The organism is Citrobacter sp. Cf088, from assembly GCF_030334295.1.
GTDB classification, from domain to species: Bacteria; Pseudomonadota; Gammaproteobacteria; order Enterobacterales; family Enterobacteriaceae; genus Citrobacter; species Citrobacter freundii.
Genome location: NZ_JAOWEE010000043.1, coordinates 84,866 through 103,142, shown reverse-complemented (window position 1 = coordinate 103,142; position 18,277 = coordinate 84,866). Strand labels below are relative to the sequence as shown.

The following is an 18,277-nucleotide window of genomic DNA, read 5'->3' as shown; positions in this document are numbered from 1 at the left end:
CATTTACAATTGCATATATAGGCAATGCCCCCTACTAATTTTTGTACACTGCGGAAAATCCCAAAAAAAAAGCTCCCCGGAGGGAGCTTCTTAATAACAGAAACGATTAATCGTCGAGGAAGCTACGCAGTACTTCAGAGCGGCTCGGGTGGCGCAGTTTACGCAGCGCTTTCGCTTCGATCTGACGGATACGTTCACGGGTAACGTCGAACTGTTTACCGACTTCTTCCAGCGTGTGGTCGGTGTTCATATCGATACCGAAACGCATACGCAGAACTTTCGCTTCACGGGCGGTCAGGCCAGCCAGAACGTCGTGCGTTGCGGCACGCAGGCTCTCGGTGGTCGCAGAGTCCAGCGGCAGCTCGAGGGTGGTATCCTCGATGAAATCACCCAGATGCGAATCTTCATCGTCGCCGATCGGCGTTTCCATGGAGATAGGCTCTTTAGCGATCTTCAGCACTTTACGGATCTTGTCTTCCGGCATCAGCATGCGTTCAGCCAGTTCTTCCGGCGTAGGCTCGCGGCCCATCTCTTGCAGCATCTGACGGGAGATACGGTTGAGCTTGTTGATAGTCTCAATCATATGTACCGGGATACGGATGGTACGCGCCTGATCCGCGATCGAACGGGTGATCGCCTGACGGATCCACCAGGTTGCATAGGTGGAGAACTTGTAACCACGACGGTATTCAAACTTATCAACCGCTTTCATCAGACCGATGTTACCTTCCTGAATCAGATCCAGGAACTGCAAGCCACGGTTGGTGTATTTTTTAGCGATAGAGATAACCAGACGTAAGTTCGCTTCAACCATCTCTTTTTTCGCACGGCGGGCTTTCGCTTCACCGATGGACATGCGACGGTTGATATCTTTAACCTGCTCGATGGTCAGGCCGGTTTCTTCTTCAATCTGCTGCAGTTTCTGCAGGCCGCGGTGAACGTCATCTGCCACATCGTGCAGTTTTTCAGACCACGGTTTGTTCATCGCGATTGCCGCGTTGAACCAGGTTTCGCTGGTTTCGTTGCCAGTGAACAGGGTGATGAAGTTTTTCTTCGGCATTTTGCACTGCTCAACGCAGAGCTTCATGATCAGACGTTCCTGAGTACGCACGCGGTCCATCATGACGCGCATGCTGTTTACCAGGTAGTCGAACTGCTTCGGCACCAGGCGGAACTGTTTGAACACTTCGGACAGCTTCTGAATTTCTTCCTGCGCGGCAGCATGGCTGCGGCCTTTCGCTTTGATGGTGTCGCGAGTGATTTCGTACTGAGTACGCAGTTCACCGAATTTTTCACGCGCTAACTCAGGGTCGATGCTGTTGTCATCATCGCTGCTGTCGTCGTCGCCATCTTCTTCATCTTCGTCTTCATCGTCATCCATCTCTTCCTGAGAGAGTTCAGAACCGACGTGGGTCGCCGTTGGCGCCATGTCTTCTTCCGCGTTTGGATCGACAAAGCCAGTGATCAGATCGGAAAGACGTGCTTCTTCAGCTTCTACGCGATCGTACTGCTCAAGCAGGTAGGTGATAGCTTCCGGGTATTCGGCAACGGAGCATTGAACCTGGTTAATCCCGTCTTCGATGCGTTTAGCGATGTCGATTTCGCCTTCGCGGGTTAACAGTTCAACGGTACCCATTTCACGCATGTACATGCGGACCGGGTCAGTTGTACGACCGATTTCGGACTCAACGCTGGACAGAACCTGGGCAGCCGCTTCTTCCGCGTCTTCATCGGTGCTGTTGGAGGTTTCAGCAAGCAGCAGATCATCGGCATCAGGTGCTTCTTCCATCACCTGAATACCCATGTCATTGATCATTTGGATGATGTCTTCGATTTGATCTGAATCGACGATATCTTCCGGCAGATGGTCATTGACCTCGGCATAGGTCAGATAGCCTTGCTCCTTACCACGTTGGACAAGAAGCTTCAGCTGTGACTGCGGGTTTTGCTCCATAAGACGGTATCCACACTTAATTCGTTTGATTGGTGTTGGGCGGTAAAACCGCCAACGGCAAAACGAGGGCATACTTATATTTTGCCGCTGCCTCTCCGTGCGGCTGTCGGGGGCTTCCCGATCGATATTCGGCAGTTAAGCCGTTAAATACTTCATCTTTCACGTTGTCTCTGCGTTAGCTGCGTTCGTTTACTTGCTGCCTTGATACAACGCGAATGATTTTGTCTTTGTTTTGTCTTTCTCTTATTTCTTGGCCAGTTCCTGGTTCAGCGTCCAGAGTTCCCGGCGTTCTTCGCTACTTAAACCGTGTGTGCGCTCACGAGCTATCAACTCTTCCTGGCGCAGTTCAAGCATCGAATCAAACATATGGTTGAGTGAGTCGGTGAAGGTTTTTTCTGCGATATCTTTATCTGCTATATCGTCCCACATCGACAGTTTTTCAAGGGTCGCAGCATCATTTGTGCCACGATAGTGTTCTAAAAGTTGCCCGGTGGTCAGACCTGGCTGAGCCAGACAAGTGTTGACCAGTTCTCTGAATAAGCCAAGTCCAGGCAGCTTATTGCTATCCAGTGCGCCTAACGGTGGAACCAGCGGGGCGAGCTCCGGGTTCTGCACCAGCAACCCTATAAGTATACGCATGGTCGTACGTTTTAGCTGTGGAACAGGGCGGGAAGCCCCATTTTCTGCCAGTTTTGGCATTAAACGTTCAAGCTGGCTGTCATCCAGAATGCCGAGCTTGTTTCCCAACTCCTGTCGCAGATAAATGCGTAACGTTTCGCCTGGTACTTGAGTAATCAGCGGTAATGCCAACGTGCTGAGCTGTGCGCGTCCGTCTGGGGTACTCAAATCCACCTGCGGCAACAGGCTGTTAAATAAAAACGCGGAGAGCGGCAGCGCCTGCTCCATCCGGGCTTCAAAGGCCTCTTTCCCTTCTTTACGCACCAGCGTATCGGGGTCTTCGCCGTCAGGTAAAAACATAAAGCGTAGCTGGCGTCCGTCTGTCATATAGGGCAGTGCGGTTTCCAGCGCGCGCCACGCTGCGTCACGTCCGGCACGGTCGCCGTCGTAACAGCAAATTACGTTGTTCGTCGCGCGGAACAACAGTTGGATGTGATCGGCGGTGGTCGACGTCCCAAGGGATGCCACGGCGTAGTTAATGCCGTATTGTGCCAGCGCCACCACATCCATATAGCCTTCTACCACTAACAGGCGCTGTGGATCGGCGTTATCCTGCTGGGCTTCATAAAGACCATACAGCTGGCGACCTTTATGGAAAATATCGGTTTCCGGGGAGTTCAGATACTTCGGCAGGGCATCGCCCAGCACGCGTCCACCAAAACCAATGACCCGACCACGTTTGTCGCGGATGGGGAACATCACCCGTTCGCGGAAGCGATCGTAACTGCGTCCCTGATCGTTGGTGACCAACATCCCCGCATCAACCAGCGATTTGCGATTTTCAGCATTGCCGCCAAACCGTTTCAGGACGTTGTCCCAGCCGGGGGGCGCAAAACCAATAGCAAAACGGGTGATAACGTCGCTACTTAATCCTCGCTTTTCCAGGTACTGGCGCGCAGGGGTAGCGGCGGGTTGCATCAAAGACTGTTGATAAAAAGTGTTCAGGCCATCCATCAATTGATAAAGGCTTTGCCGTTGATGGCGCTCTATCTGACTGGGGCCACTGCCTGCTTCATAGGGCACTTCAAGGTTGTGCATTGCGGCCAGTTCTTCGACGGTTTCCACAAACTCGAGCTTGTCGTAGTTCATGAGAAAGTCGACGGCGTTGCCATGCGCGCCACACCCAAAGCAGTGATAAAACTGTTTTTCACCGTTTACGGTGAAAGAGGGGGTTTTTTCGTTATGAAACGGACAGCACGCGTGATAATTTTTGCCCTGCTTTTTCAGCTTTACCCGCGCGTCAATGAGATCGACGATGTCGGTTCTTGCCAGCAGGTCATTGATAAAAACGCGAGGAATTCGTCCAGCCATAAGCCCCTGTTTTTTGATGACTCATATACACAAAATCATTCAGGATGCATCAAGGCGGCAAGGAAGCGAATCCTCAGGAGCGTACAGCAGTACGTGACTGGGGTGAGCGACTGCAGCCAACACTGAGGCAGCTTGAATGATGACGTGTATAAACGAAAATAAGCCGCGCATTCCTTCCGGAAGCACGGCCTTACAACTACAACTCAGTCTGAATTGAGAGCTTTGGCTCTCAATGGATTAGTACAGACGAGTACGGCGTGCGTTTTCGCGAGCCAGTTTCTTCGCGTGACGTTTCACAGCAGAAGCTTTAGCGCGCTTACGTTCGGTAGTCGGTTTTTCATAGAACTCACGACGACGAACTTCCGCCAGAACACCTGCTTTTTCGCATGAACGCTTGAAGCGACGCAGTGCTACGTCGAACGGCTCGTTTTCACGTACTTTAATTACCGGCATGTAACTCTCACCTTTAATAAATTCGGTTTGCCGCTGGCATCAACGCCAGCTTATTTCAAAATGGTGCGGAATTTTACTGCAATTGCTGCTGCTTTGTAAAGCACCGACGCGATTTTGAAAGGGACTTTTATAAGGACAAGGAGTATACACGAGCGGAACTCCTGGGGCGAACAAAGTTTTACATCAACCCGCATTGGTCCTACACTGCGCGGTAATAGAGCGAGGTAAAACAAGTCATGCGTGTACTGGGTATTGAAACATCCTGCGATGAAACCGGCATCGCCATTTACGACGATGAAAAAGGTCTTTTAGCCAACCAATTGTATAGTCAGGTGAAATTACACGCTGACTACGGCGGCGTAGTGCCAGAACTGGCCTCGCGCGATCACGTACGTAAAACCGTACCGCTGATCCAGGCCGCGCTGAAAGAGGCGGGACTGACTGCAAAAGAGATTGATGCGGTGGCGTATACCGCAGGTCCTGGTCTGGTTGGCGCGCTGCTGGTTGGCGCAACAGTAGGACGTTCGCTGGCGTTCGCCTGGGGCGTACCGGCAATTCCTGTGCACCACATGGAAGGGCATCTGCTGGCGCCAATGCTGGAAGATAATCCCCCTGCGTTCCCGTTCGTCGCGCTGCTGGTTTCCGGCGGTCACACGCAGCTGATCAGCGTCACCGGTATCGGTCAGTATGAATTACTCGGCGAATCGATTGATGATGCTGCTGGCGAAGCGTTCGACAAAACCGCCAAGCTGCTGGGGCTGGATTATCCTGGCGGTCCAATGTTGTCAAAGCTGGCCTCGCAAGGCGTTGAAAAACGTTTTGTCTTCCCGCGCCCGATGACCGATCGTCCGGGGCTGGATTTCAGCTTCTCCGGGCTGAAAACCTTTGCCGCGAATACTATTCGTAATAACGAAAATGACGATCAGACGCGCGCAGATATTGCTCGTGCCTTTGAAGATGCGGTAGTTGATACGCTGATGATCAAGTGCAAACGCGCGCTGGATCAAACCGGTTTTAAACGTCTGGTGATGGCCGGGGGCGTGAGCGCTAACCGTACGCTACGCGCAAAACTGGCCGAGATGATGCAAAAACGTCGTGGCGAAGTATTTTACGCGCGTCCGGAATTTTGTACCGACAACGGGGCGATGATCGCCTACGCGGGCATGGTACGTTTTAAAGCAGGCGCAACGGCGGATCTTGGCGTAACCGTGCGCCCACGCTGGCCATTGGCGGAATTACCGGCGGCGTGATTTTTTGCCCGGTGGCGCAATGTTACCGGGCAAGACGCTACATCCGCAGCATTCCTTTCTCTTCCAGAAACGCGATAATTTTTTCCAGACCCTCTCCGGATTTTAAATTGCTGAACGTCCACGGACGCTCGCCGCGCATACGCAGGGTATCGCGTTCCATCACCTCCAGCGAGGCGCCGACGTAAGGGGCCAGATCGGTTTTATTGATAACCAGAAAATCGGATTTAGTGATCCCCGGCCCTCCCTTACGCGGGATCTTCTCGCCTTCGGCAACGTCGATCACATAGATCGTCAGATCCGCTAATTCCGGACTGAAGGTGGCGCTCAGGTTATCGCCACCGCTTTCCACAAAAATCAGATCCAGATTGCCGAATTTCTCGCTCAGCGCCTCTACGGCAGCCAGATTCATCGACGCATCTTCGCGGATAGCAGTATGCGGGCAGCCGCCGGTTTCCACACCGACGATCCTGTCTGGCTCCAGTGCGCCCGCCTCGGTGAGAATGCGCTGATCTTCTTTGGTGTAGATATCGTTGGTCACCACCGCCAGTTGATAGCTGCTGCGCATGGATTTGCATAACGCTTCCAGCAGCGCCGTTTTGCCGGAACCGACCGGGCCGCCAACGCCCACACGCAGGGGATGCTTGTAGTTACTCATTTTTTCTCCTCAGGAGCGGAATAATCGGGAATATTGGGTTTCATGCCGGGCAGACGCGATAGCGGCCAACGGCGTTGCGGAGCCGAGACTGGCGTCAGGCGTCGCCAGCGCCTGTGCCAGCCCCTGCGCATAGCGATCGCAGAGCGCAATAATCAAACGCTGGGCCGCCTGTTGTCCAAAAGGAACCAGCTTGACGCCAGCCATCACAGCGCTCTCAATCCAGCTGTAGCCGAGGCTTAACGCCAGTTCGGTCAGGGGAATTCTCCAGCGCACGGCCAGCCAGGCCATGCCGCAGAGTTGGCTGTCGGCGAAGAGAGTGCGCCACTCTCGCGAGCAATCCGCCTCCCAGTCGGTGACCAGCCGCGTAAACGCCGCGCCCCGACTGCGTTCTTCATCCCGCAGTTCGCGGGTTTCCCGGCAGGCCAACAGGTAAGCGCTCCAGCGGCGTGCGGCGTCGAGATCGTCCTGCTCGCAGGCGCGATACAGTCTCGCCAGCAGCGGTAGGTCGACGGTAAAAAAGTTCTGCTCCATCTGCTGAATTTGCCAGGCAGAGAAGTCATCGATGCTTTTCACCCAGCCAATCTCCACCGCCCACTCCAGACCCTGGGACCAGGTAAACGATCCCACCGGGAGTGCGCTGCTGGCGAGCTGCATCAGACGCAGTTGTTGGGTGTTATGCATCAGTGCGCATGGCCGTGATGATGCCCGTGTGATTCACTGGCATAAGCGCCTGCTTCCGGTTCAAACGGCAACTGGGCGAACGTCACCTCGAGGTTGAACTGGCGCAGCATGGCGTCCAGCACATGATCGTGGTGGTAGCGCAGCTCATCGGGCAGAATTTGCAACGGAACGTGGCGATTGCCGAGGTGATAACAGGCTTTGGCGAGCAGGAAAGGATCGGCGCAGCGCACCACGGAAACCGACTCCGGCGCGGCGATCACTTCGATCACCTCGCTGCCATCGTCGGTGGTCAGCAGGTCGCCACCGCGTAACAGCAAACCGCGCGGTAGCATCAGCCCGGCTTCGCGACCGTCGTTCAGCGCCACTCTGGCACGACTTTTTACCCGCATATCAATGGGTAGCGTGACGCTTGCGGTGACGCGGTGAGCGTGGTCAAGGCGTTGGGTCAGGTAGATCATCGTCACTCCTAAAACAGAAAATAGCGTTGTGCCATCGGCAAAACGTTTGCCGGTTCGCTGGTAATCAGTTCGCCATCAATACGCACCTCGTAGGTCTGAGCATCGACGGTGATATTGGGTTGCAGGTCGTTGTGGATCATGTTGGCCTTTTTCACTGTTCTGCAGCCTTTAACGACGGCGATGGCGCTTTGCAGGTTGAGCTGCTGCGCGATGTTTTGCGCATCAGCGGCCTGCGAAATAAAGGTCAGCCGGGTGTGATGCCGCGCTGCGCCAAGTGCGCCGAACATCATGCGGTAATGCACCGGCTGTGGGGTGGGAATCGAGGCATTGATGTCGCCCATCGGCGCACAGACGATCATCCCGCCTTTAACGATCGTCGCTGGTTTTACGCCAAAGAAGGCCGGTGACCACAGCACCAGATCGGCCAGTTTGCCAGGCTCAACGGAGCCGACTTCATGGGCGATACCGTGGGTTAGCGCCGGATTGATGGTGTATTTGGCGACGTAGCGTTTAACGCGCAGGTTGTCGTTGTCGCCGGTTTCTTCTGCCAAAGGTCCACGCTGCGCCTTCATACGGTGTGCCACCTGCCAGGTGCGCAGGATCACTTCGCCCACGCGCCCCATTGCCTGTGAATCGGACGAGGTCAGGGAAAAGGCGCCAATGTCATGCAGCACATCTTCGGCAGCGATCGTTTCCCGGCGAATGCGTGATTCGGCAAAGGCCACGTCTTCGGCGATATCCGGATCGAGATGGTGGCAAACCATCAGCATGTCGAGATGCTCGTCGATGGTGTTGATGGTATAGGGCAGCGTCGGGTTCGTAGAGGAGGGCAGGATATTCGGATGCGCGCAGGCGGTGATGATATCCGGCGCATGACCGCCGCCCGCGCCTTCGGTGTGAAAAGTATGAATGGTGCGATCGCCAATCGCCGCCAGCGTATCTTCCACGAAACCGGACTCATTGAGCGTGTCACTGTGCAGCGCGACCTGGATGTCCATCTCGTCGGCCACGGTCAGTGCGCAGTCAATAGCGGCGGGCGTGGCACCCCAGTCTTCATGGATTTTCAGGCCAATTGCGCCCGCGGTGATTTGCTCGCGCAAGGCGTCAGGATTTGAGCCGTTACCTTTGCCCAGTAAACCGATGTTAACTGGTAACGTGTCTGCCGCCTGCAGCATGCGTGCGATGTACCACGGACCCGGCGTACAGGTGGTGGCGTGAGTGCCTGCGGCCGGACCGGTGCCGCCGCCGATCATCGTCGTCACGCCGGAAACCAGCGCCTCTTGCGCTTGCTGTGGGCAGATCCAGTGAATATGCGTATCCACGCCGCCTGCGGTGACGATCTTGCCTTCCCCGGCGATGACTTCAGTTCCCACGCCTATCGGGATCGTAACGTTGGGCTGAATATCGGGATTACCTGCCTTGCCGATGGCGAAGATCCTGCCGGCTTTGATACCGATATCTGCTTTCACGATCCCCCAGTGATCGACGATCAGCGCGTTGGTTATCACCAGATCCACACATGCTTCGGCGCGCATTTGCCCCTGGCCCATGCCGTCGCGGATCACTTTTCCGCCGCCGAATTTGACCTCTTCACCGTAGGTGGTGAAGTCTTTTTCCACTTCGATCCACAGGTCAGTATCCGCCAGGCGCACTTTATCGCCGGTGGTTGGGCCAAACATGTCGGCGTACGCCTGCCGGGAAATGTCACTCATTATCTGCCTCCAGCGCGCCCATCACTTCGCTGCGAAAACCCACGATCCTTTGTGCGCCAGCAACGCGCACCAGTTCGACTTCGCGTTTTTGTCCTGGCTCAAAACGCACCGCTGTGCCCGCAGCAATGTTCAGACGAAAGCCGCGTGCGGCCAGCCTGTCAAAGTGCAGCGCCGGGTTCACTTCGAAAAAGTGATAGTGCGATCCCACCTGGATGGGCCTGTCGCCATGATTTTCCACCACGATCGTGCAGATCTCTCGCCCCTGATTAAGTGCGATACTGCCTTTTGCGATCTGATATTCACCTGGGATCATTGCCGCTCCTTAGACGATCGGATTGTGGACAGTGACCAGCTTCGATCCGTCCGGAAAGGTGGCTTCAACCTGAATATCCGGGATCATTTCCGGTACGCCTTCCATCACCTGATCGCGGCGCAGGACGTGACGCCCGTCCTCCATCAGCGCGGCCACGGTTTGCCCGTCGCGCGCCCCTTCCATGATGAAAGCGCTAATCAGCGCCACCGATTCCGGGTAGTTCAGCTTCAGCCCGCGGGCCAGGCGACGTTCCGCCACCAGCGCGGCGGTAAACAGCAACAACTTATCTTTTTCTCTGGGGGTCAGTTCCATAAGGGTTCTCTTAGGTTTGCCAGATTCTCGGTAGTACAGGCGTTTTATGTGTCAGCAGCGGGCGCAAAAATTGCCAGATGTCACGGATAACGCGCTGAACAACCAGGTTGTCGTTAGCAAGAAAACGGATTGTCAGCAGCGAGTCGTTAAGTGTTGCCCCGGCGTAATCGCCAAGCGCCATAAGCCGCTCCCGCGTGCCCTCCAGCATGTGTTCGTTGGCCGGATAACACAGCAACGTGCCGACCCAGGGATGATGCGCGACGCCGCTCAGATTCCCCTCCTGCAATATCAAGCGTTCTATCAGCAGCGGCTGCCCATCTCGCCACACTTCCAGGCGATTTTGCAGCATGCCGTGGCTGAAAGTTTCCTGCATAACCGGTCGGCCAAGACACAGCAGATCCCAGGCCAGCAGGCGGCTTGCGGATGTCAGATGAAAGACGGTCTGAATAGCGGCGTTGGCGCCGGGAAAGAGGATCGTATCCTGCGGCAGCCACTCCAGCGTGGCGTGCGAGGCGAGGGTAAAATGCTGGCGCAGCAGCGCTTGTGGCCCTCGGCTGCGATAAAACTTGCCCGCGCCGGGCTGGGTGATTAACGCATGGCTGTTTTCGTCGAGTGTGACGGCAATATGAAGCTCATCCCCGCCAACGATCCCCGCAGGTGGATGCAGCAAATAGAGGTGGCAGACGTCCTCTTCCGGGTAAAACGGACGCTGAACCGTCAATGGACCATGATGACGCGCCGAGGCGAGCACCGTTTTGTGCCCGGAGCAGGTAAAATGCAGTTCCAGTTCGGCCTGCCAGCCTCGTGTGAGTGTCTCGTGCGCAACCGTGTCCAGAGCGTTTCCCCTATCAGCATGAGGGTGTTTGCATACAAAAAAGTATGCCTCAGCGCATCGGGAAATCGATCATATGAGAAGCTTATGGATAAAGGGGCGACAATACGCCGCCCAAGGGAGATTACAGCAAAACGAGGGGCATCCAGACCAGACCGGTGATCACCAGCAGCACGAGGAAAATCAGGCCAAAAATAGCGCCGAGTCGCCAGTAATCCACCGTTGGCAAATAACCGCTGCCGTAGTAGATAGGACTAGGACCGGTGGCGTACGGGGTCAGAATGCTGCCCAGACCAATGGCGGCGCCGACCATCAGGCAGAAGACCGGTAGCGGGATTTCCGGCATTGCCAGCGCGGCGGCAATCATCATCGGCGCGAGGGCAGAGGTATACGCCGTGGCGCTGGCAAAGAAGTAGCGCAGCAGATAGAACACCACGATCAGCGCCACCATCACCATCATCGGCGAATAGCCGCTCAGTCCTCCCGCCAGCAGTTTGCCGAACCAGGTGATAAAACCGGTGTTATTGAGCCCGGTGGCGAGCGTTATCAGCGAGGCCAGCCAGAAAAAGACGTTCCATGCGGCTTTATTGCTGACGATGTCATCCCAGCTAATGATGCGTAGTACCAGCATCAACGCCACCACGCTGTATCCGACCATTGCGGCGTCAATGTAGTCGCCGCCGAAGATCCACAGCACCAGCGCGCCGACCATCAGTACCAGCATCTTTTTCTCGCGAGCGCAGAGCGGTCCCATCGCTTTTAGCTCTGTATCCGCCCAACGTGGAACCTGATCGCCGGATTTCAGCACCGGTGGATACAGCAGGTACGCCAGCCACGGCACGATCAGCACCAGTAAAATGCTCAGCGGCAGCATGCCTAAGAACCAGTCGCCCCAGCTCAGCGCCGTATGGGACGCGCCTTTCATCAGGCCGATCAACAGCAGGTTCGGTGCCATCGCCGTTAAGAAAATAGCGCTGGTAACGCAGTCAGCGACAATGCCCATCCACATGATGTACGAGCCAATGGAGCGTGAACTGGCGCTATTGGGCTGCGAGTTATACAGCGGCGGCAGGTTGCGGATAATCGGGTAGATTATTCCGGCTCCGCGCGCGGAGTTGGAAGGCGTGACGGGAGCGAGGATAAGTTCGGAGAACATCACCGCATAGCCGAGAAATAACGTCCGGTGCCCCATCTTTTTCACCAGCATCAGCGCGATTCGCCGACCAAGGCCGGTTTTCTCATAGCCGGTACCAAACATAAAGGCCGCGAAGATCAGCCAGATGACCGAGTTTGAGAATCCAGATACCGCCCACGACAGCGATTTGGCGGTAAATTTAAAACCGTCCTGCGCGAGTTGCTCCGGACTGAACAGCAGCCACGGTGAAAGGACAGCGATGATCGAAATGCCAATCATCGCCACCACCGCGCCCGGTACAGGTTCCAGAATAAGCCCGACAATCACACCGGTAAAGACGGCAAAATAGAGCCAGGTGTGACTCTCAAGACCGGTGGGGACGGGCAGAACAGCAATAATGGCGATGACCACCAGCGGAGCCAGGTATCGCCACCAACCAGCTAAAGGTGCCATTGTTGTATCCCTGCGAAGAGGGAGAGGCGTTCGCCCCTCCGGGAGGGTTATTTGATGTAGTGCACGTGCTCGCAGATTTCTTCGACGATAGGATCGCGACGTTCAGCGAACAGCTTTTTGTTTTCGGCAATCAGGTTATTACCGTGAGTATCGATGGAAACGATCAGCGGGCCGAACTCTTTTACCCGGCATACCCACAGAGATTCCGGCATGCCGAGTTCGGTCCAGTGTACCTCTTCAATTTCTTCAACCTGAGTAGCCGCCACGACCGCACAGCCAGCCGGGAAGATGACGTGCAGCGCTTTGAACTGTTTGCAGCCTTCTTCCGTCAGCGGCCCCATGCCGCCTTTGCCGACCACCAGCTTGACGCCCGTCTGCTCGATAAAGTCTTTCTCAAACGCTTCCATACGCATGCTGGTAGTTGGGCCGACGGAGACCATCTCCCATTTTTCACCGTTCTTACGGACGATCGGGCCCGCATGGAAAATGGCTTTGCCGTTCAGGTCATAAGGAATCGGGCGCTTCAGTTCGATCAGGCGACGGTGGCAAACGTCGCGGCAGGTCACCAGCGTGCCGGTCAGGTAAATGACATCGCCAACGCGAATGTCTGCCAGATCTTCGGTTTTGATCGGGGTTGTGAGGATCTTTTTCATAACGCGCTCCGGGTGTGAGACAGGTTTTCGAAGGAGAGGTCGGCATGAACCAACAGCGTGCCGCGACGATGCGCCCAGCAGCCGGTAGAGACGGCAACGCCGATAGTCGACGGGTGGCGCGCGGCGGATTCGATATGTACGCCCATCACTGAGCTATTCCCGGTCAACCCTTGCGGCCCAATGCCCAGACGGTTAAGTCCTTCTTCCAGGCGCAGTTCCAGTTCTGCCGCTTTTGGGTTTGGATGGCGTGATCCGATTGGGCGCAGCACCGCTTTACGAGAAAGCACGGCAGCGGTTTCTACAGAGGTGGCAATACCCACGCCCACCAGCACCGGAGGACAGGCGTTAACTGCCAGCGTGGAGATATTTTCGAAGACAAATTTCACCACGCCTTCATAGCCTTCAGAAGGCATTAACACTTTCGAGCGCCCCGGCAGCGTACAGCCGCCGCCTGCCATGTAGACTTCGATTTCCGCGTCATCGTTATCAGGGATGATGTCCCAGGTGACCCACGGCACACCGGTACCGGTATTTTTTCCAGTGTTCACTTCGTCAAAAATCTCGACCGCGTTATGGCGCAGCGGCGCTTTTACCGTGGCGTCTTCAACAGCCTGCTTCAGAATGCTTTGCAGTTCGCCAAGTAGCGGAAAACGGGAACCGACCTTCACGAAGAACATAATCTCCCCGGTGTCCTGACAGGCAGGGCGGTTCAGGTCGATAGCTTTCTGCATGTTGTCAAACATGGTGTGGTAGATGATTTTACCCATCGGCGAGGTTTCGCCTTCACGCAGCTGTTTTAATTTATCCACAACATCGTCAGGCATGCGGGTAGAAATCATGGCGGTAAAGTCGGCGACAATGTTCGTCAGCGTAGTTATCGCATGTTGGTTATTTTGATTGCTCATCTTATTAACTCCAGTTCTTTTATTTGTCTGGAAATAAATTCTCCGCCACAAACTACCACTAAAAATGTGGTTTTATATTATTTGGCACTGTGAATATCTAATTAACAGTTCGTGAATGATGTCCAGATAAGGCAATAAAAATTGCGCCAGGGCAGGGTTTAATACGTATGGGAGAATTACACTGCGGTTAATCACATTACGGATTACCGATCATGCTGAATACGTATCCCCTGGCGAAAGACCTACAGGTGCTGGTTGAAATTGTTCATAGCGGCAGCTTTAGCGCCGCCGCTGCGACGCTGGGCCAGACGCCAGCGTTTGTGACGAAGCGCATTCAGATCCTCGAGTCCACGCTAGGGGCTACGTTGCTAAGCCGCTCGGCGCGCGGCGTGGCGCTAACGGAGAGTGGCCAACGTTGCTATGAACACGCGCAAGCGATCCTCGCAGGTTATCAACATTTGGTCGATGACGTTACGCAACTCAAAACGCGTCCGGCAGGGATGATTCGTATCGGCTGTAGCTTTGGTTTTGGGCGCAGTTATATTGCACCGGCAATTACAGAATTGATGCACAGCTATCCTGAATTACAGGTACATTTTGAACTTTACGATCGGCAAATTGATTTGGCGCAGGATAATATCGATTTGGATATTCGTATCAATGATGAAATTCCTGATTATTATATTGCGCATTTGTTAACGAAAAATAAAAGGATATTATGCGCAGCACCGACGTATTTACAAAAATACGGTGAGCCGACGACGTTACAGGAATTAATTCGGCATGATTGTCTGGTCACCAAAGAACGGGATATGACTCACGGGGTGTGGGAACTGGATAACGGTCAGGAGAAAAAGTCGGTTAAGGTAGCGGGACATCTTTCTTCTAACAGCGGTGAGATTGTGCTGCAGTGGGCACTACAGGGAAAAGGGATCATGCTGCGTTCTGAATGGGACGTACAACAGTTTCTGGCCAGCGGCGAGCTGGTGCGTGTGCTGTCGGACTATGCGCAGAGCGCTAATATCTGGGCGGTTTATCAGGAGCCGCTGTATCGCAGCGTGAAGCTTCGCGTGTGCGTGGAGTTTCTGGCGACGTGGTGTCAGAACCGATTAGGCAAACCGGTGGAGGGGTATCACATCCCCGAGGCCGGATAAGACGCCGACGCGTCGCTATCCGACAATAAAATCACTCGGGGTCTTTTTCGCGTTTTTTCTTTAGCTTGGTCCAGATCTTCGGCTCCTGACGACGCCACAGACGCTGAATGTTGTCATGGTGACGAAGCAGAATTAAGCACGACAACATGGACACCGGGAAAGTGAACTGGGGATTGAACCACCAGACGTAAAAAGGGGCGATCAGCGCACTGACGATAGCGCCTAACGACGAATAGCCGCTTAACAGGACGGTTAGTAGCCAGGTTCCGGCCATCACGCCGGTTAAGTCCCAGCCAATCGGCGCAATTGCGCCAAAGGCGGTGGCAACGCCTTTTCCACCTTTAAAGCCGAAAAATACCGGCCAAATGTGTCCCAGACAGGCGGCGATTGCGATCAATCCCAGCCAGAAGGGGCTGACGCCTAGCGCATAGGCACCCCAGACGGGTAACATACCTTTCAGGACGTCGAAAATCAGTACCGCGACGGCGGCTCCCTTGCCACCGATGCGCAGCACGTTTGTCGCGCCCGGATTCCCAGAGCCGCTGTCGCGCGGGTCCGGCAATCCAGCAAGGCGGCATACCAGAATAGCACTGGAAATTGAGCCACAGAGGTACGCGAAGATAATCATTCCAGGCGCGATTGCACTCATAAGCTGTTCCGTTTTGAAAATGTCGTGTAAAACGCTACTTCTGTGGATAATACGCATATTTCGCCGGAAGTGGTATCCGGGTTAGCCAAAAAGCAGGCAGGTCGTGATGGATATTGTATTTATAGAGCAACTTTCTGTAATCACCACTATTGGTGTTTACGACTGGGAACAAACGATCGAACAACGGTTGGTGTTCGATATCGAAATGGCATGGGATAACCGCAAATCAGCTAAAAGCGATGATGTGGCTGATTGCCTGAGCTATGCTGATATTGCTCAAGCGGTTGTTAATCATGTGGAAGGTGGGCGTTTTGCGCTGGTAGAACGTGTGGCGGAAGAGGTGGCGGATTTGCTACTTAACCGCTTTAATTCACCGTGGGTGCGGATCAAACTCAGCAAACCTGGCGCGGTAGCCCGTGCGGCAAACGTCGGGGTCGTCATTGAGCGTGGCAATAATCTGAAAGAAAATAATTAATTTAATAATTTCTAAATCAAACGGGTATAAAAGAGTCCTTTCGTCGGCTCTTTTTTGCCGTGTTTTCTCTATCTAGGGGTTTATTAATGAGTGATATGCACTCGCTGCTGGTGGCGGCAATTTTGGGTGTGGTCGAAGGATTGACGGAATTTTTACCCGTTTCCAGTACCGGCCATATGATTATTGTTGGCCACCTGTTGGGTTTTGAGGGTGATACCGCAAAAACATTCGAGGTGGTGATCCAGTTGGGATCTATTCTGGCAGTGGTGGTGATGTTCTGGCGACGTTTGTTTGGCCTGATCGGCATTCACTTCGGCAAGGCCCCGCATGAAGGTACTGGCAAAGGTCGGCTGACGCTGGGGCATATCCTGTTGGGGATGATTCCGGCGGTTGTACTGGGACTGGTGTTCCACGACACCATCAAGTCGCTGTTTAACCCGATCAACGTGATGTATGCGCTGGTGGTGGGTGGTGTACTGCTGATTGCCGCAGAATGCCTGAAGCCGAAAGAGCCGCGCGCGCCGGGTCTGGATGATATGACCTATCGCCAGGCGTTTATGATTGGCTGTTTTCAGTGTCTCGCGCTGTGGCCGGGTTTTTCTCGCTCAGGGGCGACGATTTCTGGCGGTATGCTGATGGGCGTGAGCCGTTATGCGGCTTCTGAGTTTTCATTCCTGCTGGCGGTGCCGATGATGATGGGCGCGACGGCGCTGGATCTCTACAAGAGCTGGTCGTTCCTTAGCGCATCAGATATCCCAATGTTTGCAGTCGGTTTTGTGACGGCGTTTATCGTGGCGCTGGTCGCGATCAAAACCTTCCTGCAACTGATTAAGCGTATTTCGTTCATTCCGTTTGCGATTTACCGCTTTATTGTGGCGGCTGCCGTTTACGTCGTGTTCTTCTGATGACTTACCGTGGTGCCGGATGGCGGCGTTTCGCCTTATCCGGCCTACGGGTGATATTCGTTCAGGCGGTGGGTTTAGGACACCGCTTCTCCTTCCAGTTGGCCACCGCCGCAATGCGACGCCGGGTCAGTTCTTCACGAATTGCCTGACCTTTGAATCCCGCTTCCACGACATCTTTCGTGGGAACCGCCTGTGCAACCAGCCAGGCTTCACGCAACAGCCTGCCTTGCGGGTAATCCGCCGCTTCAAAACCGGTTCGCCCACGCACGTCGGCCTCGCTGGTGAGGGCGATTTGCTCCACGCGCTGCGGTTTGCGCCATGCATCGATGGAATCAAACAGCTTAACGATGGTTTTCGGTTGCAGGATCGGGAAGGTATGAATCAGGTCGTGGAACTCGGCCACCAATTTGGCTAAATCACGGATGTCATTCGGCACGCGCAGGCGCTGACACAGTTGCTCGACCAGCTTAACGCCCGCCGGACCGTGGCCATGATGGCGCGGCCATAGCGCTTTAGGCGTTAATGCTTTGCCAAGATCGTGGCACAGCGTGGCAAAACGCACGTCGACCTCCGGGCTTAACATGGCTGCCATCGACAGCGTCATCAGCGTGTGAATACCGGTATCAATTTCCGGGTGCCACTGCGCGGGCGCGGGAACGCCGAACAGAGCATCCACTTCAGGAAACAGAACGTGCAGTGCGCCGCAGTCGCGCAGGACCTGAAAAAATACCTGTGGGTTGCGGGTGGTTAAGGCGCTTTCCGTTTCTTTCCACACGCGCTCTGGCGTCAAGTGTTCCAGCTCGCCAGCGGCGTTCATATCGCGCATCAGCGTCATGGTTTCGTCGGCAATACGAAAGCCAAGGTGCGCATAGCGGGCAGCAAAGCGCGCTACGCGCAGCACGCGAAGTGGATCTTCGCTAAAAGCCGGGGAAACATGACGCAGCAGGAGGTTTTCCAGATCATCGCGTCCGTTATACGGGTCGATAATCTCCCCGTTGTCATCGCGGGCCATTGCGTTGATGGTCAGGTCGCGCCGCTGAAGATCGGCCTCCAGCGTCACATCTGGCGCGGCGTAGCAGGTGAATCCGGTATATCCCGAACCTGATTTACGTTCAGTACGCGCCAACGCATACTCTTCCCGGGTTTGCGGATGCAGAAACACGGGAAAATCGCGGCCTACTTGTTGGTAACCCGCGTCGAGCATTCCTTGCGGCGTGGCACCGACAACGACCCAATCTTTATCTTTAATCGGTAGCCCTAATAACGCATCCCGAACAGCACCACCGACCAGATAAATCTTCACGCCACTTTCCTTTTGAAAAAAACATCCCTTAATCAT

19 protein-coding genes are annotated in these 18,277 nt (G+C 54.7%); 4 read left to right on the top strand and 15 right to left on the bottom strand.

The window, feature by feature from the left end; all coding sequences use genetic code 11:
• Positions 1-106: 106 nt before the first annotated feature.
• From rpoD to rpsU, 3 genes are all read right to left on the bottom strand, one after another.
• Entirely contained in the window at positions 107-1,954 is a 1,848-nt protein-coding gene (gene rpoD, locus OGV71_RS08275; RefSeq protein WP_003024699.1) for an RNA polymerase sigma factor RpoD, read from the bottom strand.
• Between the two features lie 243 nt (positions 1,955-2,197).
• Positions 2,198-3,943: a DNA primase gene (gene dnaG / locus OGV71_RS08270; protein ID WP_003024697.1), complete on the bottom strand. Its 1,746-nt coding sequence runs from the start codon at positions 3,941-3,943 to the stop codon at positions 2,198-2,200.
• A gap of 237 nt (positions 3,944-4,180) precedes the next feature.
• On the bottom strand, positions 4,181-4,396 hold the full coding sequence (gene rpsU / locus OGV71_RS08265; protein ID WP_001144069.1) for a 30S ribosomal protein S21: 216 nt from the start codon (positions 4,394-4,396) through the stop codon (positions 4,181-4,183).
• Positions 4,397-4,632: 236 nt separating this feature from the next.
• Here rpsU and tsaD point away from each other — a divergent pair, with 236 nt between their 5' ends.
• Complete coding sequence (gene tsaD, locus OGV71_RS08260) at positions 4,633-5,646, top strand: tRNA (adenosine(37)-N6)-threonylcarbamoyltransferase complex transferase subunit TsaD (protein WP_003024694.1); 1,014 nt, start codon at positions 4,633-4,635, stop codon at positions 5,644-5,646.
• 37 nt (positions 5,647-5,683) lie between these two features.
• Here tsaD and ureG read toward each other — a convergent pair whose 3' ends face one another.
• The 10 genes from ureG to ttdA form a co-directional block, all read right to left on the bottom strand.
• Positions 5,684-6,301: an urease accessory protein UreG gene (gene ureG / locus OGV71_RS08255; protein WP_003024692.1), complete on the bottom strand. Its 618-nt coding sequence runs from the start codon at positions 6,299-6,301 to the stop codon at positions 5,684-5,686.
• Between the two features lie 9 nt (positions 6,302-6,310).
• Entirely contained in the window at positions 6,311-6,982 is a 672-nt protein-coding gene (locus OGV71_RS08250; protein WP_061547810.1) for an urease accessory protein UreF, read from the bottom strand.
• Positions 6,982-7,440 (bottom strand): urease accessory protein UreE, encoded by a 459-nt coding sequence (ureE, locus tag OGV71_RS08245; protein WP_003024684.1) that lies wholly within the window; start codon positions 7,438-7,440, stop codon positions 6,982-6,984. The genes OGV71_RS08250 and ureE overlap by 1 nt, the downstream gene beginning before the upstream one ends.
• Before the next feature lie 8 nt (positions 7,441-7,448).
• The gene (ureC, locus tag OGV71_RS08240; protein WP_204583269.1) at positions 7,449-9,152 is read right to left on the bottom strand and encodes an urease subunit alpha; all 1,704 of its coding nucleotides are present in this window, start codon (positions 9,150-9,152) and stop codon (positions 7,449-7,451) included.
• A complete protein-coding gene (locus tag OGV71_RS08235; protein ID WP_003024680.1) occupies positions 9,145-9,465 on the bottom strand; it encodes an urease subunit beta in 321 nt (106 codons plus the stop codon). Before OGV71_RS08235 ends, ureC begins: the two co-directional genes overlap by 8 nt.
• A 9-nt stretch (positions 9,466-9,474) precedes the next feature.
• Complete coding sequence (locus OGV71_RS08230; protein WP_003024678.1) at positions 9,475-9,777, bottom strand: urease subunit gamma; 303 nt, start codon at positions 9,775-9,777, stop codon at positions 9,475-9,477.
• A 10-nt stretch (positions 9,778-9,787) separates the two neighbouring features.
• Positions 9,788-10,612, bottom strand: coding sequence for an urease accessory protein UreD (locus tag OGV71_RS08225; RefSeq protein ID WP_199991600.1), 825 nt, complete (start codon positions 10,610-10,612; stop codon positions 9,788-9,790).
• A 121-nt stretch (positions 10,613-10,733) separates the two neighbouring features.
• Positions 10,734-12,197: an anion permease gene (locus OGV71_RS08220; RefSeq protein ID WP_032950139.1), complete on the bottom strand. Its 1,464-nt coding sequence runs from the start codon at positions 12,195-12,197 to the stop codon at positions 10,734-10,736.
• Between the two features lie 47 nt (positions 12,198-12,244).
• Positions 12,245-12,850 (bottom strand): L(+)-tartrate dehydratase subunit beta, encoded by a 606-nt coding sequence (gene ttdB, locus OGV71_RS08215; protein ID WP_016150996.1) that lies wholly within the window; start codon positions 12,848-12,850, stop codon positions 12,245-12,247.
• A complete protein-coding gene (gene ttdA / locus OGV71_RS08210; RefSeq protein WP_016150995.1) occupies positions 12,847-13,755 on the bottom strand; it encodes a L(+)-tartrate dehydratase subunit alpha in 909 nt (302 codons plus the stop codon). The genes ttdB and ttdA overlap by 4 nt, the downstream gene beginning before the upstream one ends.
• Positions 13,756-13,967: 212 nt before the next feature.
• On the opposite strand from ttdA, the gene ttdR reads away from it, so the two are divergent.
• Complete coding sequence (gene ttdR / locus OGV71_RS08205; protein WP_061547806.1) at positions 13,968-14,909, top strand: L-tartrate utilization transcriptional activator TtdR; 942 nt, start codon at positions 13,968-13,970, stop codon at positions 14,907-14,909.
• Between the two features lie 31 nt (positions 14,910-14,940).
• Here ttdR and plsY read toward each other — a convergent pair whose 3' ends face one another.
• Positions 14,941-15,558: a glycerol-3-phosphate 1-O-acyltransferase PlsY gene (gene plsY / locus OGV71_RS08200; protein ID WP_003024662.1), complete on the bottom strand. Its 618-nt coding sequence runs from the start codon at positions 15,556-15,558 to the stop codon at positions 14,941-14,943.
• Positions 15,559-15,664: 106 nt separating this feature from the next.
• On the opposite strand from plsY, the gene folB reads away from it, so the two are divergent.
• A complete protein-coding gene (folB, locus tag OGV71_RS08195) occupies positions 15,665-16,033 on the top strand; it encodes a bifunctional dihydroneopterin aldolase/7,8-dihydroneopterin epimerase (RefSeq protein ID WP_204583270.1) in 369 nt (122 codons plus the stop codon).
• Positions 16,034-16,119: 86 nt separating this feature from the next.
• Positions 16,120-16,938 (top strand): undecaprenyl-diphosphate phosphatase, encoded by an 819-nt coding sequence (gene bacA, locus OGV71_RS08190; protein ID WP_049015216.1) that lies wholly within the window; start codon positions 16,120-16,122, stop codon positions 16,936-16,938.
• Positions 16,939-16,999: 61 nt separating this feature from the next.
• On the opposite strand, the gene OGV71_RS08185 is transcribed toward bacA, so the two are convergent.
• Positions 17,000-18,241, bottom strand: coding sequence for a multifunctional CCA addition/repair protein (locus OGV71_RS08185; protein ID WP_286533029.1), 1,242 nt, complete (start codon positions 18,239-18,241; stop codon positions 17,000-17,002).
• Between the last annotated feature and the right edge of the window lie 36 nt (positions 18,242-18,277).

What these genes read in the sequence shown, in the direction of transcription:
- OGV71_RS08250 (WP_061547810.1), bottom strand. Translation starts at nt 6,982, where the DNA reads ATGCATAACACCCAACAACTGCGTCTGATGCAGCTCGCCAGCAGCGCA.
- folB (WP_204583270.1), top strand. Translation starts at nt 15,665, where the DNA reads ATGGATATTGTATTTATAGAGCAACTTTCTGTAATCACCACTATTGGT.
- dnaG (WP_003024697.1), bottom strand. Translation starts at nt 3,943, where the DNA reads ATGGCTGGACGAATTCCTCGCGTTTTTATCAATGACCTGCTGGCAAGA.
- ureC (WP_204583269.1), bottom strand. Translation starts at nt 9,152, where the DNA reads ATGAGTGACATTTCCCGGCAGGCGTACGCCGACATGTTTGGCCCAACC.
- ttdA (WP_016150995.1), bottom strand. Translation starts at nt 13,755, where the DNA reads ATGAGCAATCAAAATAACCAACATGCGATAACTACGCTGACGAACATT.
- tsaD (WP_003024694.1), top strand. Translation starts at nt 4,633, where the DNA reads ATGCGTGTACTGGGTATTGAAACATCCTGCGATGAAACCGGCATCGCC.
- OGV71_RS08230 (WP_003024678.1), bottom strand. Translation starts at nt 9,777, where the DNA reads ATGGAACTGACCCCCAGAGAAAAAGATAAGTTGTTGCTGTTTACCGCC.
- OGV71_RS08220 (WP_032950139.1), bottom strand. Translation starts at nt 12,197, where the DNA reads ATGGCACCTTTAGCTGGTTGGTGGCGATACCTGGCTCCGCTGGTGGTC.
- plsY (WP_003024662.1), bottom strand. Translation starts at nt 15,558, where the DNA reads ATGAGTGCAATCGCGCCTGGAATGATTATCTTCGCGTACCTCTGTGGC.
- ureE (WP_003024684.1), bottom strand. Translation starts at nt 7,440, where the DNA reads ATGATCTACCTGACCCAACGCCTTGACCACGCTCACCGCGTCACCGCA.
- bacA (WP_049015216.1), top strand. Translation starts at nt 16,120, where the DNA reads ATGAGTGATATGCACTCGCTGCTGGTGGCGGCAATTTTGGGTGTGGTC.
- ureG (WP_003024692.1), bottom strand. Translation starts at nt 6,301, where the DNA reads ATGAGTAACTACAAGCATCCCCTGCGTGTGGGCGTTGGCGGCCCGGTC.
- ttdB (WP_016150996.1), bottom strand. Translation starts at nt 12,850, where the DNA reads ATGAAAAAGATCCTCACAACCCCGATCAAAACCGAAGATCTGGCAGAC.
- rpsU (WP_001144069.1), bottom strand. Translation starts at nt 4,396, where the DNA reads ATGCCGGTAATTAAAGTACGTGAAAACGAGCCGTTCGACGTAGCACTG.
- OGV71_RS08235 (WP_003024680.1), bottom strand. Translation starts at nt 9,465, where the DNA reads ATGATCCCAGGTGAATATCAGATCGCAAAAGGCAGTATCGCACTTAAT.
- rpoD (WP_003024699.1), bottom strand. Translation starts at nt 1,954, where the DNA reads ATGGAGCAAAACCCGCAGTCACAGCTGAAGCTTCTTGTCCAACGTGGT.
- ttdR (WP_061547806.1), top strand. Translation starts at nt 13,968, where the DNA reads ATGCTGAATACGTATCCCCTGGCGAAAGACCTACAGGTGCTGGTTGAA.